The 16,924-nt window shown below is 35.0% G+C and carries 16 protein-coding genes; 14 read left to right on the top strand and 2 right to left on the bottom strand.

Annotation, left to right across the window (positions count from 1 at the left end):
- Positions 1-268: 268 nt before the first annotated feature.
- Genes CDH50_RS04895 through CDH50_RS04870 form a run of 6 tightly spaced genes read left to right on the top strand, consistent with a single transcriptional unit; the run spans position 269 to position 4,803 of the window.
- The gene (locus CDH50_RS04895) at positions 269-1,732 is read left to right on the top strand and encodes an arginine decarboxylase (protein ID WP_232731959.1); all 1,464 of its coding nucleotides are present in this window, start codon (positions 269-271) and stop codon (positions 1,730-1,732) included.
- Positions 1,733-1,745: 13 nt separating this feature from the next.
- Entirely contained in the window at positions 1,746-2,684 is a 939-nt protein-coding gene (gene speB / locus CDH50_RS04890; protein WP_100610798.1) for an agmatinase, read from the top strand.
- A complete protein-coding gene (locus CDH50_RS04885; protein ID WP_100610797.1) occupies positions 2,674-3,651 on the top strand; it encodes a deoxyhypusine synthase family protein in 978 nt (325 codons plus the stop codon). The genes speB and CDH50_RS04885 overlap by 11 nt, the downstream gene beginning before the upstream one ends.
- A gap of 46 nt (positions 3,652-3,697) precedes the next feature.
- The gene (locus CDH50_RS04880; protein ID WP_100610796.1) at positions 3,698-4,135 is read left to right on the top strand and encodes a hypothetical protein; all 438 of its coding nucleotides are present in this window, start codon (positions 3,698-3,700) and stop codon (positions 4,133-4,135) included.
- A gap of 14 nt (positions 4,136-4,149) precedes the next feature.
- Positions 4,150-4,380 carry a hypothetical protein gene (locus tag CDH50_RS04875; RefSeq protein WP_100610795.1) on the top strand — a complete coding sequence of 77 codons (231 nt, stop codon included), beginning with the start codon at positions 4,150-4,152 and terminating at the stop codon, positions 4,378-4,380.
- 12 nt (positions 4,381-4,392) lie between these two features.
- The gene (locus CDH50_RS04870; protein WP_100610794.1) at positions 4,393-4,803 is read left to right on the top strand and encodes a VOC family protein; all 411 of its coding nucleotides are present in this window, start codon (positions 4,393-4,395) and stop codon (positions 4,801-4,803) included.
- A 22-nt stretch (positions 4,804-4,825) separates the two neighbouring features.
- Here the strand turns inward: CDH50_RS04870 and CDH50_RS04865 are convergent, their stop codons facing one another.
- The gene (locus CDH50_RS04865) at positions 4,826-6,280 is read right to left on the bottom strand and encodes a mannosyltransferase (RefSeq protein WP_100610793.1); all 1,455 of its coding nucleotides are present in this window, start codon (positions 6,278-6,280) and stop codon (positions 4,826-4,828) included.
- A gap of 181 nt (positions 6,281-6,461) precedes the next feature.
- Here CDH50_RS04865 and mce point away from each other — a divergent pair, with 181 nt between their 5' ends.
- The 8 genes from mce to scpA all read left to right on the top strand — a co-directional run bounded on the left by mce (position 6,462) and on the right by scpA (position 15,994).
- Positions 6,462-6,866 carry a methylmalonyl-CoA epimerase gene (gene mce / locus CDH50_RS04860; protein WP_100610792.1) on the top strand — a complete coding sequence of 135 codons (405 nt, stop codon included), beginning with the start codon at positions 6,462-6,464 and terminating at the stop codon, positions 6,864-6,866.
- A gap of 37 nt (positions 6,867-6,903) precedes the next feature.
- Positions 6,904-8,463 carry an acyl-CoA carboxylase subunit beta gene (locus CDH50_RS04855; RefSeq protein ID WP_100610791.1) on the top strand — a complete coding sequence of 520 codons (1,560 nt, stop codon included), beginning with the start codon at positions 6,904-6,906 and terminating at the stop codon, positions 8,461-8,463.
- The gene (locus CDH50_RS04850) at positions 8,463-8,825 is read left to right on the top strand and encodes an OadG family protein (protein WP_100610790.1); all 363 of its coding nucleotides are present in this window, start codon (positions 8,463-8,465) and stop codon (positions 8,823-8,825) included. Before CDH50_RS04855 ends, CDH50_RS04850 begins: the two co-directional genes overlap by 1 nt.
- Before the next feature lie 32 nt (positions 8,826-8,857).
- On the top strand, positions 8,858-9,277 hold the full coding sequence (locus CDH50_RS04845; RefSeq protein WP_100610789.1) for a biotin/lipoyl-containing protein: 420 nt from the start codon (positions 8,858-8,860) through the stop codon (positions 9,275-9,277).
- An 87-nt stretch (positions 9,278-9,364) separates the two neighbouring features.
- Positions 9,365-10,684, top strand: a complete 1,320-nt coding sequence (locus CDH50_RS04840) for a sodium ion-translocating decarboxylase subunit beta (RefSeq protein WP_100610788.1) — start codon at positions 9,365-9,367, stop codon at positions 10,682-10,684.
- 45 nt (positions 10,685-10,729) lie between these two features.
- Entirely contained in the window at positions 10,730-12,016 is a 1,287-nt protein-coding gene (locus CDH50_RS04835) for an acetyl-CoA hydrolase/transferase family protein (RefSeq protein ID WP_100610787.1), read from the top strand.
- 31 nt (positions 12,017-12,047) lie between these two features.
- A complete protein-coding gene (locus CDH50_RS04830) occupies positions 12,048-13,865 on the top strand; it encodes a methylmalonyl-CoA mutase family protein (protein WP_100610786.1) in 1,818 nt (605 codons plus the stop codon).
- Positions 13,862-15,994 carry a methylmalonyl-CoA mutase gene (scpA, locus tag CDH50_RS04825; RefSeq protein ID WP_100610785.1) on the top strand — a complete coding sequence of 711 codons (2,133 nt, stop codon included), beginning with the start codon at positions 13,862-13,864 and terminating at the stop codon, positions 15,992-15,994. Before CDH50_RS04830 ends, scpA begins: the two co-directional genes overlap by 4 nt.
- Positions 15,995-16,157: 163 nt before the next feature.
- On the opposite strand, the gene CDH50_RS04820 is transcribed toward scpA, so the two are convergent.
- A complete protein-coding gene (locus tag CDH50_RS04820) occupies positions 16,158-16,907 on the bottom strand; it encodes an acyl-[acyl-carrier-protein] thioesterase (protein ID WP_198513435.1) in 750 nt (249 codons plus the stop codon).
- Between the last annotated feature and the right edge of the window lie 17 nt (positions 16,908-16,924).

Here is a 16,924-nt window from a genome sequence, read left to right as displayed (position 1 = left end):
GTAAATGCTGAACAAATTGAAACGTGTTTGTATGTTCGGGCTTTTGGAAATTAAGAAGTTGTTTTCAAAGGCTGCTTACAGGAAAAGTAACCGAAATTTAAAGCTAACTTCTGTGTATACTATTGTTGGTAGCCAACATATATACGCCTTTATTCCTACGACCCAAAGTCAGATTCAGATTTGATAAATAGAAAATATTATTTGATTAGAAACATATGTTTCATAACTTTAAAAAAATTAATATTAATCTATGATATCCAAATAGAGAATGAATACTAAATATTTCGATTTAATAAATCAATCATTTTATTTTCCGCAAGAAGAATTTACGCTTGATGATAAGAATTTACAATTTCATGGCATTGACTTAATGCAGTTGGTAGAAGAGTACGGAACGCCATTGAAGTTTACCTATTTGCCGCAAATTTCAAATAATATAAATAGAGCAAAAAAGTGGTTTGCCTCTGCCATTAAAAAGCATCATTATAAAGGCAAGTACAATTATTGCTACTGTACAAAAAGTTCGCATTTTAAACATGTTTTGAATGAAGCTCTTAAAAATGATATTCATATTGAAACATCATCGGCTTTTGATATTGATATTGTTCAGAATTTAAAGAAAGAAGGCAAAATAACAGATAAAACTTACGTTATCAGTAATGGTTTTAAAAGAGAGCAGTACATCACAAATATTGCCAATTTAATAAACGGCGGCCATAAAAACTGCATTCCTATTATTGATAATTATGAAGAAATTGACTTGTTATCAAAAGAAATAAAAGGAAAATTTAATATAGGTATCAGAATAGCTTCTGAAGAAGAGCCAAAATTCGAGTTTTATACTTCGCGTTTAGGTATTGGCTATAAAAACATAGTGCCATTTTATAGAGCTCAAATAAAAGACAACAAAAAAGTAAAACTTAAAATGCTTCATTTTTTTATAAATACAGGTATTAGAGATAATGCCTATTATTGGAATGAGCTTATAAAATGTTTGAAGGTTTATACCAGTTTGAAACGCATTTGTCCATCTTTAGATAGTTTGAATATTGGTGGGGGATTCCCAATAAAAAATTCTTTGGCTTTTGATTTTGATTATGAATATATGGTTAATGAAATTATTAACCAGATAAAATTGATGTGTGAAGAGGAAGAAGTAGATGTGCCAAATATTTTCACAGAGTTTGGTAGTTTTACGGTAGGTGAAAGTGGTGGTGCCATATATGAAGTGCTTTACCAAAAGCAGCAAAATGATAGGGAGAAATGGAATATGATCAATTCTTCTTTCATAACAACTTTGCCTGATACTTGGGCTATTAACAAACGTTTTGTTATGCTACCGGTTAATAGATGGAATGATAGTTATGAACGTGTTTTATTGGGCGGATTAACCTGTGATAGTGATGATTATTACAATAGCGAGCAACACATGAACGCGATTTATTTACCCAAGTACAATAAAGATAAACCGTTGTACATAGGTTTTTTTAATACTGGAGCTTATCAAGAAACCATTGGAGGTTTTGGAGGATTGCAACACTGCTTAATTCCATCACCAAAGCATATTTTAATTGATAGAGATGAAGAAGGAAATATTACGACGCAATTATTTAGTGAACAACAAAAAAGTGAAGACTTACTTAAGATATTAGGTTACGAGACAAATCAAAATAGTGTAGTTGACGTATCAACTACACCGGTTAATGGTGAAATGCAACTGACCAAAAAATAATAATTATTAAAAAATGAAAATCAGAACCTACGCTGGAATTCCAGAAGAATTCTCAAAATTAGAAAGCGCAAAAGTGGTGCTTATTCCAGTTCCTTATGAGGGAACAAGTACAGGGCAAGGAACAAAACAAGGGCCAGAAGCATTTTTGGAAGCTTCAGAAAATATGGGTCTTTATGATATTGAGACTGCTACCGAAGTTTATAAGCAAGGAATATATTTAGCTGATGCCATTACTGAAAATAGTTCAGCAGAAGCTATGGTAAAAACCGTACACGAAACCACTAAAAAATATATCAAAAGAAACAAGTTTGTTACTATTTTTGGTGGTAGTCATGCTGTATCTATAGGAACCATTCGTGCCTTTAATGAAACCTTCAATAATTTGACGGTTTTGCATTTAGATGCCCACGCCAATTTAAGTAAATCATACAAAGGTTCTTCATTCAGCAGTGCTTGTGCCGCTTACGAAGCTAGTCAAACAACCAATTTAATCCAAGTTGGTATTCGTTCTATGGATGCCATGGAAAAAACGGTTATTGATGAGGAAAAAACATATTTCGCACATGAAATGGCAGTAGATGATACGTGGATGGATAGTGCTATCGACCAAATGACCGAGAATGTTTTTATTACTTTTGATTTATCTGCATTGGATATTTCCATCATGCCAAATAGTGGAAATCCAGAACCTGGTGGCTTGTTTTGGTATGAAACATTGGATTTTTTGAAACAGGTTTTTGCTGAAAAAAATGTGGTAGGGTTCGATATTATGGAGTTTTGTCCGAATGAGAATAACAAAGCATCCAATGCTTTAGTGGCTAGACTTTATAGTAAAATGATTAGTTACAAATTTCAAGATGAAGATGCAGGAGATAGTTATGATAATTCCTTTGATAATACATTTGTAAATAAAAACAGCAATTCTAAATTTGAAGAAGACGATGACTACTAAAGGCCCTATATCACAATTCATAGAACATCATTATTTGCATTTTAATGCAGCCGCTTTGGTTGATGCAGCAAAGGGTTATGAAACGCATTTGCTAGAAGGTGGAAAAATGATGGTAACCTTGGCAGGTGCTATGAGTACGGCTGAGTTAGGGAAGTCGTTGGCAGAAATGATTCGTCAAAATAAAATTCATATCATATCTTGTACTGGTGCAAATCTTGAAGAAGATATTATGAATTTAGTGGCACACAACTCCTACAAACGCGTGCCTAATTACAGGGATTTATCACCACAGGAGGAATGGGATTTATTGGAAAACCATTACAATCGTGTTACAGATACTTGTATCCCAGAGGAAGAAGCGTTTAGAAGATTACAGTCACATTTATATGATGTTTGGAATAAGGCAGATAAGTCAGGCGAGCGTTATTTTCCGCATGAGTTCATGTACCAAATGTTAAATTCTGGTGTTTTAGAGCAATATTATGAAATCGATCCAAAAGATTCTTGGATGATTGCCGCTGCTGAAAAAAACCTGCCTATTATAGTTCCGGGATGGGAAGATAGTACCATGGGAAATATTTTTGCTTCATACTGCATCAAAGGTGAGTTTAAGGCAACAACAACCAAAGGTGGAATAGAGTATATGATGTGGTTAGCAGATTGGTATCCAAAAAAATCAACAGGAAAAGGAGTTGGTTTCTTTCAAATTGGTGGTGGTATCGCTGGTGATTTTCCAATATGTGTGGTGCCCATGCTTTATCAAGATATGGAAATGCACGACATCCCTTTTTGGAGTTATTTTTGCCAAATTAGTGACTCTACAACAAGTTATGGATCTTATTCTGGAGCAGTACCAAATGAAAAAATCACATGGGGAAAACTTGATATTAATACCCCAAAATTTATAATAGAAAGTGATGCCACTATTGTGGCACCTTTAATATTTGCTTACCTTTTGGGTATGTAAAAAATGCTATATTGGAACTTTTGAAAAAATTGAAACTTTTGAATAAATGAAAAATAAAAACGACAATTTAAAACGAGTTATCGTAGACTTTAAAAAGCTAACCCCAGAAATCTTGGCTTTATTGGTTGAAAAATATCCTGATGGGTATGATGAAGACCAAATTATATCATTCAGAAATGCCAATAATGAAATAATTGAAGCCGTAGAAGTAACTACCAAAGATACCAAGTATTTAGTAAAAGTTAGTAAGAAACTAGCCATTACCATGGAAAATTATGATGAAGATGATTATGGCGATTTTGCGACTGATGATCCAGATGCTATTCAAGACCCTGAAATTGGTATCGAAGTAGAAGACGACGATGATGATGAAGTAGTTAAAAAAGCAGACGATGTTGATGATTCAGATGGTGAAGATGATGATGAAGACTATGAAGATGAGCCCATTGATGAAGATGATGATGACGATGAGGATTTAGATTAATTTTTTTCAGTAAAATGGAAACAGCTGTTTTTAAGTCTTACGAAAACGGTTATTATACGTTTTTGTTTGATAATGGTGAGGATATGGTTTTTGAAGAAGTTCATCCTCGTGTTTTAAAACAATTTGATTTAAAAAATGATTCATCTCTAGTTGGGAAGGAATTTAGAGTATCTTTTGTAGAGGTTTTTGATGATGGGGACGAAGATTTTTTAATTTACAGAATAGAAAGTTTAAAACCACTTTAAATATTAAGATTTATGGTTACACTATTTCACATGTCATTGCCTTGCCTGAGCGTAAGAGATACCAAAAAATTTTATACGAGTATAGGGGCTTCCATAGGAAGATCAACCCAAAGTTGGGTAGATATTAATTTATTTGGTCACCAAATAACGTTTATAAAAGCTGGGAAATTCAACTTTAATAGTCCTAACTATGTGTTTGAAGGTAAAATTTTGCCATCATTTCACTTTGGTGTTGTTATTGGTTTAGATGCATGGAATGAGGTTTACGCAAAACTTAAAGAGCAAGATTTGGAATTGGTGGACAAAACCACATTTTTAAAAGATAATCTTGGGGAACACACGTCCTTTTTTGTAAACGATCCTAACGATTATATGCTGGAATTTAAAAGTTTTAAAAATCCATCAGATGTCTTTAAATCCTAGCAAATAGGTTATTTGTTATAAATCAAGCTGCCTTTATGGTGGCTTTTTTTATGAATATTTCCCAAATAAATACACTATAAACGATTATATATTCTAAAGCTATTATCCATAAATTCTCTGTCTCATTTGGATTGCTGTAAGCTAAATAACTAAGAATAATAGCAAAACTCCAAACCAAAGGAAATTTATATGTTGTGAAAATGGATAATATTAAAAGCGTAGCAACGTACCAGGGATGTACGGTTGTTGCCGTGAAATAGTAGAAAGATAATACTAACAACATCGACGTAATAAGGTCGATTGTTGTCCTGTTTTTTCTGAAAAAAGTCAAAATTATAACAAATAGAATAACAATAATTGGTGTTATTTTTCCAATGGCATCAATTTCATTATAGCCTCTAAATGTATAGCCAATCTCTCTGGCTATATAATACAAACTAGCATTAAATTCAAATTGATGGAACCACAGACCAATTGTTTTTGTATAGTTATTTATAAATCCTGAAAAATAAAATGGGATAAAAAACAGGAGTGTTGTAAAGCCAATAACTAAATAAAAGGAAATCAGTTTTGTCAATTTTTTAAAATCAGGAATCCATTTTTTATCGTCATTGCGAGGAGGCAACGACGAAGCAAACGCACTATTAAAAACAGTTTGCTTAGTTATATTTGCAATGATATTTTGTTTGGTGAACCACTGATAAAACAAAGGCAAGAACATTAAAGGAATCAATTTTACGGAAACTGAAAGGGCTAAAACAAAAGCAGACAATAGCCATTTTCCTGACTGCAGTAAATACAAACTCCAAACCAAAAAGAAAATCATAACGCCTTCAAAATGAAGATTGCCAGTTAATTCAATAATAATAAATGGATTTAAAATATACCAGAAAATATTGTAAACCGGTAGCTCTAACCTTTTAAGTAGTTTTTTTCCAAAATAAAGAGTTCCAAAATCGGCACAAATAATAATCAATCGTAAAATAATAGTCGAACCTAAAATGCTTTTTCCTGCAAATAAAGCCGCCAAGGCAAAGCAAAGTTGATTGACTGGAGGATAATTAGAAAAATGATTTCCATTTAATTCACCCATCCCAAGATATAATTCTTGAGCATGTGCTACAGGAAATTCCCCTTTTTGAATAAAGAATTCTACGGTGTCTGCATACGGATTAATGCCTTCAACAAGCAATCTGCCATCCCAAATAAATCTATAAAAATCTTGTGATAAATTGGGAATAGCCAATATAAAAATGGCTCTAAATCCAAACGCCATCAAAGTTAGAACCCTTATATCATTTTTAAATATATTGACAAATTTGTAAAACAGAAAAAATAATGCTGTGTAAAGCATGATGAGCTTTGTGAAATCTGTCCTTTTTAAATCGTAAGCAAAAGAAACATAGAATAAAAAACTCGATAATACCAACAATGAAGGTATTTTGTAAGACTTAAAAAAGGAACTATTTAATGCCATTTTCAAATATAAGATTATTTGTTTGGGATTAATATTTAAAATAAATGCTACTAAAACGTTGTAGTTTAAATTTATTGGAAATATTCAGTATTACATGACTTCTGTCATAATTTAGGAAGTACCCTTACTTTAATTTTGACATACTTTATTAATGATAATATTCAATAAAAAATTATAAATCATGAATATTTCCCACATAGAACATATAGGAATCGCCGTTGAAAATTTAGAACAAGCCATTACATATTATGAAGATGTCTTAGGCATGAGATGCTATGCAGTTGAAGAGGTTGTCGATCAAAAAGTGAAGACAGCCTTTTTTTTGGTAGGTACTACAAAAATTGAATTGCTTGAAAGTACTTCGCCCGATGGACCCATTGGAAAATTTATAGAGAAAAAGGGACCGGGTATCCATCACATCGCTTTTGCCGTTAAAAATGCCACTGATGCATTAAAACTTGCCGAGGAAAAAGGTGTAACGCTTATTGACAAGACATCCAGAAAAGGCGCAGAGGGATTAGATATCGGGTTTTTACATCCTAAATCTACATTGGGCGTACTAACGGAATTATGTTCAAAAGAGTAAAATAGAATAACAAAATAGCTAAGAAAATAATATACAAATGGCAAATCAAGATAAAATTAATGAGCTCATTGAAAAACGAGTAAAAGCAAAGTTGGGTGGAGGTATAAAACGTATAGACTCCCAACATGCTAAAGGAAAACTAACTGCCCGTGAAAGAATCAATATTCTTTTAGACGATGATAGTTTTGAAGAGTTTGACATGTTTGTGACGCACAGAACAAAGTCTTTTGGATTGGATAAAGAAATCTATCTATCTGATGGTGTGGTCACAGGGCATGGTACTATTGATGGTAGAATTGTTTATGTATTCTCCCAAGATTTTACTGTATTTGGAGGATCACTTTCAGAAACCTATGCTTTAAAAATTTGTAAGGTTATGGATATGGCCATGAAAATTGGTGTGCCTGTAATCGGACTCAACGATAGTGGTGGAGCAAGAATTCAGGAAGGCGTTCGTTCGCTTGCTGGTTATGCTGAAATTTTCCAAAGAAACATCATGGCTTCTGGAGTTATTCCACAAATATCTTCCATTTTAGGGCCTTGTGCCGGTGGTGCTGTATATTCTCCAGCCTTAACGGATTTCACAATTATGACCGATAAAACAAGCTATATGTTTGTTACGGGACCAAAAGTCGTGCAAGCTGTAACGGGCGAAGTAGTAACTGCAGAACAATTGGGAGGGGCTCATATTCATTCAACTAAATCGGGAGTATCCCATTTTTTGGCGGAAAACGATGAAGAAAATTTATTGCTTATTAGAAAATTACTAAGCTATCTACCATCAAATAATCTGGAAGAGCCACCTATCATCGCAACTTCAGATCCTATTGACAGATTGGAAGATTCGTTGAATGCCATCATTCCAGAAAATTCAAATCAGGCGTATGATATGATTGATGTCATTTCAACTATTACAGATAATGGCGAATTTTTAGAAGTCCATAGAAATTATGCTCGAAATATTGTTGTAGGATTTGCGCGCTTTAATGGACGTTCGGTTGGTATTGTTGCCAATCAACCAAAATATTATGCTGGTGTATTAGATAGTGAATCGTCTAGAAAAGCGGCCAGATTTGTTCGTTTTTGTGATGCTTTTAATATTCCCATCGTAACCTTGGTAGATGTTCCAGGATTCTTGCCGGGTACTGGACAAGAATACGGTGGTATTATTTTACATGGTGCCAAATTATTGTTCGCTTATGGTGAAGCAACCGTTCCAAAAGTAACCATCACACTTCGTAAATCGTATGGTGGAGCCCATGATGTTATGAGCTGTAAACAATTACGCGGTGACTTAAATTATGCTTGGCCAACGGCGGAAATAGCTGTTATGGGAGCCAAAGGAGCCGTAGAAGTTTTAGAAGGTTCTAATATTAGTAAAATTGAGGATGAAGTTGAAAAACTTCATTACATCGAGGAAAAAGAAAATGAATATAATGCCAAGTTCGCCAATCCTTATGTGGCTGCTAAATATGGATTTATTGATGATGTTATAGAACCAAGAAACACACGTTTCAGAATTGTTAGAGCTTTAGAATTATTGGCTAATAAAAAAGAGGTAAATCCACCTAAAAAACACTCAAATATCCCATTATAATGATACGCGTACTATTATATACAGATACATTAGTTGAAGGATACATCATCCTAATAACAGGTTTATTAATTGTTTTTGGAGGGTTAATTCTTTTAACCGTATTTTTTAAATACGGTTTGCCAATTATGCTCTACATCTATAAAATAATTACTAGGGGAAGGGACAAAAAAGTTAAGGATATTTCACCAAAAGTTAATCAGGATTTTACAGGAGAAATAGCGGCAGCCATTTCTGTGGCTATTCATTTGTACCTAGACGAACAACACGATGAAGAAAATGCCATTTTAACCATTAAGCAAGCCAGAAAATTATATTCTCCTTGGAGTTCTAAGATATACAGTGCTTATAGAAATAGACTTTAGCTCAAGAATTTTTAAATTTTATAAATAAAACCATGAAAAATTTCACATTCAGGATAAACGAAAATAATTACGGAGTTAAGATTCTTTCGCACGAAAATAGTACGATAGAGTTGGAAGTTAACGGAACTTCCTATTCTGTAAAAATGAAGGAAGAAATAAAAAAGATAAAAACACCAACATTGGTTCGTAAGCCAGTGAATGCTGCTATTGAACCAGTAAAAATAAATCCTGTGTCATCACGGGCTAAAATAATAGCACCTATTCCAGGTACGATATTGTCCATTAATGTAAAAGTAGGCGATACGGTTCAAGAGAACGATTTATTATTGGTTCTTGAAGCCATGAAAATGGAGAATAGTATTGCTTCAGAAAAATCTGGAGTAGTTACTGCTATCAATGTGGCCGTCGGGCAGCAAGTGTTACAAGGTGAAGTAATGATAGAATTGGAGTAAAACAGTAATATCATTTCGAATAAAATGAAGATGCTCTAAAGGATTATCAATTCATTTTTATACTTCGAAATGACTAAACAAAAGACAATGAAAAAAGTAATATTAATATTTGGAGTTCTATCACTGCTGATTTTTATAAAACCTCTTTTAGGATTTAGTGCAAATACTGCAAGCGCAACAGAATCAACTTTAATTTCCCAAACAGATAGCATCGTTGAAAAAACATTTGTTGATGAGGCATTTGATGGCATGAAACAGTTTTATCATTTCACGGGCTTTGCAAATGCACAATCTGGGAATTTAATAATGATTTTAATAGGTATTGTTTTTATATATCTCGGAATCAAATTTGATTATGAACCTTTGCTTTTAATCCCCATAGGTACTGGCGTTATGCTTGGTAATATCCCTTTTGTTGCCGGATATCAAACAGGCATTTATGAAGAAGGATCTGTGTTAAACTACCTATATTTTGGAGTAGTTAAAGGGATTTATCCACCACTTATTTTCTTAGGTATCGGTGCCATGACCGATTTCTCATCGCTTATTGCTAATCCCAAATTAATGCTTCTAGGGGCTGCGGCACAAATCGGCGTATTTGCAACATTTTTAGGCGCACTTTACTTAGGTTTCAACCTTCCAGAAGCTGGTGCGATTGGAATTATTGGAGGAGCCGATGGACCAACGGCTATTTTCCTATCTTCCAAATTAGCAAATGGTATTAATGTGTTGGCAGATGGAACAACGGTTAAAAATTTAATCGGACCCATAGCCATAGCGGCCTATTCATACATGGCATTAGTGCCTGTGATTCAACCGCCAATCATGAAATTGTTAGTTTCAAAAAAAGAGCGATTAATACGCATGAAGCCTCCTAGAGCCGTGTCGCAAAAAGAAAAAATGATTTTCCCAATAGTTGCTTTGCTATTAACCACTTTTATATCACCAAGTGCTTTGCCTTTATTAGGAATGTTATTCTTTGGAAACTTATTAAAAGAATCTGGTAGAACCGAACGTCTTGCAGAAACTGCACGTACTAAACTCATTGATATTGTTACTATTATTTTGGGTGTTACCGTTGGCGCATCAACACAAGCTGATATTTTTATTACTAAGGATTCCATGATGATATTTGGTTTGGGTGCGCTATCATTTGTAATCGCAACGGCAGGTGGATTGCTTTTTGCGAAATTTATGAATCTATTCCTTAAAGGCGATGATAAAATAAACCCACTTATTGGTGCAGCAGGTGTTTCTGCCGTTCCAGATAGTGCCAGGGTTGTTCATGCGGAAGGTCTTAAATCAGATCCTCATAATTACTTACTTATGCACGCTATGGCACCAAATGTTGCTGGCGTTATTGGTTCAGCAATTGCTGCGGGTATTATTTTAAGCTTTTTAGGATAGTTAAAAATATTGGGTTAAAAAAGAAAATTTTAAAGTTTAGAAATAATGAACTTACCAAATAAAATGACAGCCGAAGATGCTGTAAAATTGATAAAGTCAGGAAATAGGGTATTAATTCAAGGCGGTTCTGCAACACCACAAACGCTTATTAGAGCGATGGTTGCAAGAGCTTCAGAGTTGAGAGGTGTAAAAATTGTACATCTGCATACCGAAGGTGAATGTGGGTATACAGCTCCAGAATTAAGGGATAGTTTTAATACCAGTGCCTTTTTTATAGGAGGCAATATCAGAAAAATGATTGGTGATACAGCCGATTATATTCCTATTTTTTTAAGTGATATTCCCAGTTTATTCCGTGAAGGATATATGAATTTGGATGTGGTTTTAGTAAATGTGTCACCACCAGATAAACACGGGTTTTGCTCTTTAGGGGTTTCTGTCGATATTGTCATATCCGGGATTGAACAGGGGAAAAAAGTAATCGCGCAAATTAATCCTAAAATGCCACGCACGTTTGGTGATGCCATTGTGCATATTAAAAATTTTGATGCTTGCGTTGAGGTTGATGACGATATTTATGAAATGAAATTGGCAGCTCCTTCTGAAGAAGAAAGAGCGATTGGTAAGCACATTGCTGGGATTATTGATGATGGCGCCACATTACAAATGGGTATTGGTGGTATTCCCAATGCCGTTTTATCATATTTAATGAATCACAAAAATTTAGGGGTTCATACCGAAATGTTTTCCGAAGGCATTGTAGATTTAGTTGAAAAAGGTATCGTAAATGGTTCTCAAAAAAAAGTAAACCCCTATAAAATAGTATCAGGATTTGCTATGGGAACCAGACGCTTATATGATTTTATGGATGACAATCCGGAAATTGAAATGTTGGATATTGCTTATGTGAACGACACCTCCATCATTCGTCAAAATCCGAAAGTAACAGCCATTAATTCCGCTATAGAAATTGATGTTACTGGGCAAGTTTGCGCCGATTCCATTGGTACAAAAATGTTCTCAGGCGTAGGAGGGCAAATGGATTTTATGCGTGGGGCGGCCTTATCTAAAGGCGGAAAACCCATCATAGCAGTGACTTCCACAACATTGAAAGGCGTCTCTAAAATTGTACCAACATTAAAAGTCGGTGCCGGCGTTGTGACAACCCGTGCCCATGCCAGATTTGTGGTAACGGAATACGGCGTAGCCGAATTATTTGGAAAAACCTTAAAACAACGAGCAGAATCTTTGAGGGATATTGCACATCCCGATCATAGGGAATCATTGGACATCGCTATTTTCGAAAGATTTGGAAGTAGCGTCATCGTCTGAAAATATAGCATATAACTTAATATAAATAGTTATGGAAACTAAAAATAACATCCTTTTTTCCGATTTCACACCTGTTTCCAAGCAGGAATGGATGGATAAAGTGAATATAGATTTAAAGGGAGAGGATTTCAATAGAAAATTGGTTTGGAAGCCCATAAAAGGAATCGATTTTCAACCATTTTATTGTGCGGAAGATGCATCAAAACATCTTACCAACACAGGTGAGAATGCTGGAAGTTTAATTAATTATAGAACCATTCAAGTAATATCAGCTGAAAGCGGAAACAAACAAGCTTTAAAAGCTATTTGTGAAGGTGTTACTGGGCTTATTTTCGATTTAAAAGAAAATGTGTCCGTAACCAAACTTTTAAATAAGATTAATATCAATGAGGTAGGGGTGTCTTTTATTTTAACAGAGAACGCTATTGGTTTTGTGAAAGATTTCTTTGATTTTTCCGATCAGAACATCACCAATAATAAAAACCTTAGAGGGTATTTTGATTTGGGAATAATCTCTAATTATATAACAACGGGACATTACAATATACTTCACTTCGAAACGCTGAAGCATTTGGTAAACTTGTCGAAAGAGTACCCTAATTTTAAGGCCATCACTATTTCGGGTACGGCGTATTTAGATTCGGGGTCTAATCAGGTTCAAGAAGTGGCTTACACGTTGAATTCCTTAATTTATGTGATAGAACACTGTTTGGAAAGGGATATTGATATAGAAAGCGTTTTTAATAATCTTCATGTAGAATTAGCGATAGGTTCAGAATATTTTATTGAAATAGGCAAGTTTAGAGCTTTTAATAGCTTGTTGCACGAGATCGCTAAAACCTATGGGGTTTCAAATTTTAAACATACCTTAACAGCTAAAACATCAGTTTGGACTAAATCGGTTACCGATGCACATACTAATTTATTGCGCGCCACTACCGAAGCCATGTCAGCCATCTTAGGGAATGTTGATGGCGTTTTAATTGATGCTTACGATAAGGAGTTTAATAATCCATCTGATTTTTCAACTAGAATAGCTGGAAATATTATAACCATTTTAAAAGAGGAATCTTATTTTGGTAAAGTGGCAAATCCTGTGGATGGATCGTATTATATTGAAGAAGTCAGCACAAAAATAGCAGAAAAGTCTTTAGAGCTATTCAAATTTATTGAAGCACAGGGTGGATTTTATAAAGCTTTTGAAGCGGAATTGATTCAACAGCAAATTGCCGAAATACGTCAAGAAAAAATAAAATTAATTAGCCAAAGACGCTTGCCCATGGTTGGGGTTAATAAATACCCAAACCTTATGGAAACAGTGCTGTCCAAAGTACTTTCGGCTGGATTCAACGTTAGTTCTAAAGTGTTGATTCCTAGAAGGGCTTCTTTAGAAATTGAAGCCATAAGAAAGGTTACGGAACAAATCGTTGAAGAAACAGGCAAAAGGCCTACCGTTGAACTCGTAAGTTTCGGTAATTTAACCATGCGTAAAGCCAGGGCTGCTTTTTCTTATGATTTTATGGGCGTTTCTGGGTTTCAAGTTTGGCAAGAGCAAAGCTATGAGGATTTTGAACTAGCTGCAGAGCGGAGTGCTTTATCCGAATCCGATGTGGTTGTTATTTGTAGCTCAGACCCCGATTATACAGAAAGTGCTTTATTATTTGTAGAAACATTTAGGGATATTAATACAGATAAAGTACTTTTATTAGCAGGAAATCCTGTGGATATCATGAGTGCATTAACCGCTGCCGGTTTAGATGGATGCATTCATTTAAAATCGGATGTGATACACACCATTTCAGGTGTTCAGGAGAAAGTTCAAAAAAACATTAAATCATTACAGTTATGAGACGTGATTTTTCAGATCTAAAATTACATACTGTTACAAAACAACAGTCAACATTTTCAGATCATCAAGATATATGGAATACACCAGAAGGCATTCCTGTAAAAAAACATTTTTCAAAAGAAGATATTCAAGATGCGGAACATTTAAATTTTGTTGCTGGCTTGCCCCCATTCACACGAGGACCTTATAGCACCATGTATGTATCTCAGCCTTGGACGATTCGTCAGTATGCAGGTTTTTCAACAGCCGAAGAGTCCAATGCATTTTATAGAAGAAACTTGGCTGCGGGTCAAAAAGGATTATCCGTTGCATTTGATTTAGCGACGCATAGAGGTTATGATTCCGACCATCCACGTGTGACCGGCGATGTTGGAAAAGCAGGTGTTGCCATCGATTCTATTTTGGATATGGAGATTTTATTCGACCAAATTCCGTTAGATAAAATGTCCGTTTCCATGACCATGAACGGTGCCGTTTTGCCCATCATGGCGTTTTACATTGCAGCAGCAAAAAAACAGGGAGTTGCAATAGACCATTTGAGCGGTACCATTCAAAATGATATTCTAAAGGAATTTATGGTTCGTAATACGTATATTTATCCACCATTACCATCCATGAAAATTATAGGCGATATTTTTGAATACACCACCAAATATATGCCTAAGTTCAACTCTATTTCCATTAGTGGCTACCACATGCAAGAAGCTGGGGCGACGGCCGATATTGAGTTGGCATACACCTTGGCAGATGGCATGGAATATATTAGAACGGGATTGGCATCAGGTTTAAAAATTGATGAATTCGCCCCTAGATTGTCCTTTTTCTGGGCTGTAGGCATGAACCATTTTATGGAAATTGCAAAAATGCGTGCAGCACGTATGCTTTGGGCAAAAATCATTAAACAGTTCAATCCCCAAAACCCAAAATCCATGGCATTGCGTACGCATAGTCAAACCTCCGGTTGGAGTTTGAGTGAGCAAGATCCTTTTAATAATGTAGCCAGAACCTGTATTGAAGCAATGGCCGCAGGTTTGGGAGGCACGCAATCGTTACACACCAATGCGTTGGATGAAGCCATTGCATTACCAACGGATTTTTCTGCAAGGATTGCACGTAATACCCAAATTTATATTCAGGAAGAAACACAGATTACGAAGTCCGTTGATCCTTGGGCTGGGTCTTATTATGTGGAATACCTCACCCAGGAAATTGCCAAAAAAGCTTGGACATTAATTGAAGAAGTTGAAGCGTTGGGAGGTATGGCAAAAGCCATTGAAACCGGTGTTCCTAAAATGCGTATTGAAGAAGCTTCGGCTCGTAAACAAGCACGACTGGATTCCGGACATGATATTTTAGTCGGGGTTAATAAATTCAGAACTAACGAAAAATCGAATATCGAGATTTTAGAAGTTGATAATTCTTCAGTGAGATTGTCCCAAATAGAACGTTTAAAAAAATTGAAAGCCAATAGAAATCAGGATGTAGTTGATGCTAATTTAAAGGCTTTATCGACTTGTGCCGAAACAGGCAAGGGTAATTTATTGGAATTAGCTGTTGAAGCTGCCGAAAATTTTGCAACTTTAGGGGAAATATCCGATGCTTTAGAGGTTCATTTTGGTCGTCATAAAGCAGATACTAAATTAATAAGTGGCGTGTATAGTAAAGAAGTAAACAACGATCAAACATTTGTGAAAGCACAACAAATGGCCGATAAATTTGCAGAGATCGAAGGGCGTCGTCCAAGGGTCATGATTGCAAAAATGGGACAAGATGGGCACGATAGAGGTGCCAAAGTAGTTGCTTCCAGTTTTGCGGATTTAGGCTTTGATGTCGATATGGGGCCCTTATTTCAAACACCTGAGGAAGTCGCAAAACAAGCCATTGAAAACGATGTGCATTTTGTGGGAGCTTCTAGTTTGGCTGCCGGACATAAAACCTTGATCCCGCAATTAATAGACGAATTAGCAAAATTGGGCAGACCAGATATTATGGTATTTGCAGGTGGCGTGATACCAGAACAGGATTATAATTATTTATTTGAACGTAAAGTGGCTGCCATTTTTGGCCCTGGAACTGTTATCTCCAAAGCTGCTATATCCATCATGGAAAAATACTTAGAACAAGATTAATAGCTTAACACGTTCAACTTAAAAGCCCTGTTGTGTATTTTCATAACAGGGCTTTTTATTGTTTGTAATATGGCTAAGTTAAAAGCATTGTTAACGTCATGACGAGGAACGAAGCCATCTCATGAAGCTTGTTCCAAAACATGTTCATAATTAAAAGGTTTTTTTAATTTTTTCTCCAATATGTTTTGGCATTGCCACAAATTCTATCGCTCCCTTCAATTTTTATGGTATGCATAAAAGAATGATCCTTCATATCATTTGTTAAAGAGATAATACTGTCACCATATTTCGCTTCAGCAATAAACCGACCATCTATAATATGTAAGGAATAATCATCAACAATATCTTCAGGCATGGATTCAATGACCCATTGTAAATACCGAATGTTGTTCACATGTTTGTTCATGTCGGTATCATAACTATTGACTTTAAATTTTTTTATATAGCTTGCTGTGTGTATCGTTTCTATTTTTTTCTTGATGTTTTTTACAATGGATTCTTCGCTGTAATAGGACCATTTTTCTTTAATGTCATTAAAAATAGGAATTGGTTTTCTTTTTTCAATATCGAAGAAAATCCATAAACCTTTGGCACGACCAATGATGTTGCGCTGCTCATCAAAAATAATATTCTCTCGATAACCTTTAATAGAAGAATAGCTTGATAACCAGGTTCGAATAGTGATTTTTTCTTTGTAGTAAGGATAACGGTCTATTTGTAAAATACCAGATACCAATACCCATCCAACATTTTTTTTATTAAGGTCAAATAAACTATGATTTATGCAGTAACAATGGTCTGCGGCTGTTTCTTCTAATAATGCTAAAATGATGGTAGGCGTTGCCAAGCCCAATGAATTCATTTCAAAATATCTTAGCTCAAATTGTTTGTCAAAATAATGTTCAAACATCATTTTTATATACTTTCAAA

Source organism: Confluentibacter lentus (assembly GCF_002806995.1).
GTDB lineage: Bacteria > Bacteroidota > Bacteroidia > Flavobacteriales > Flavobacteriaceae > Confluentibacter > Confluentibacter lentus.
This window is presented reverse-complemented; position numbering and strand designations above follow the sequence as displayed.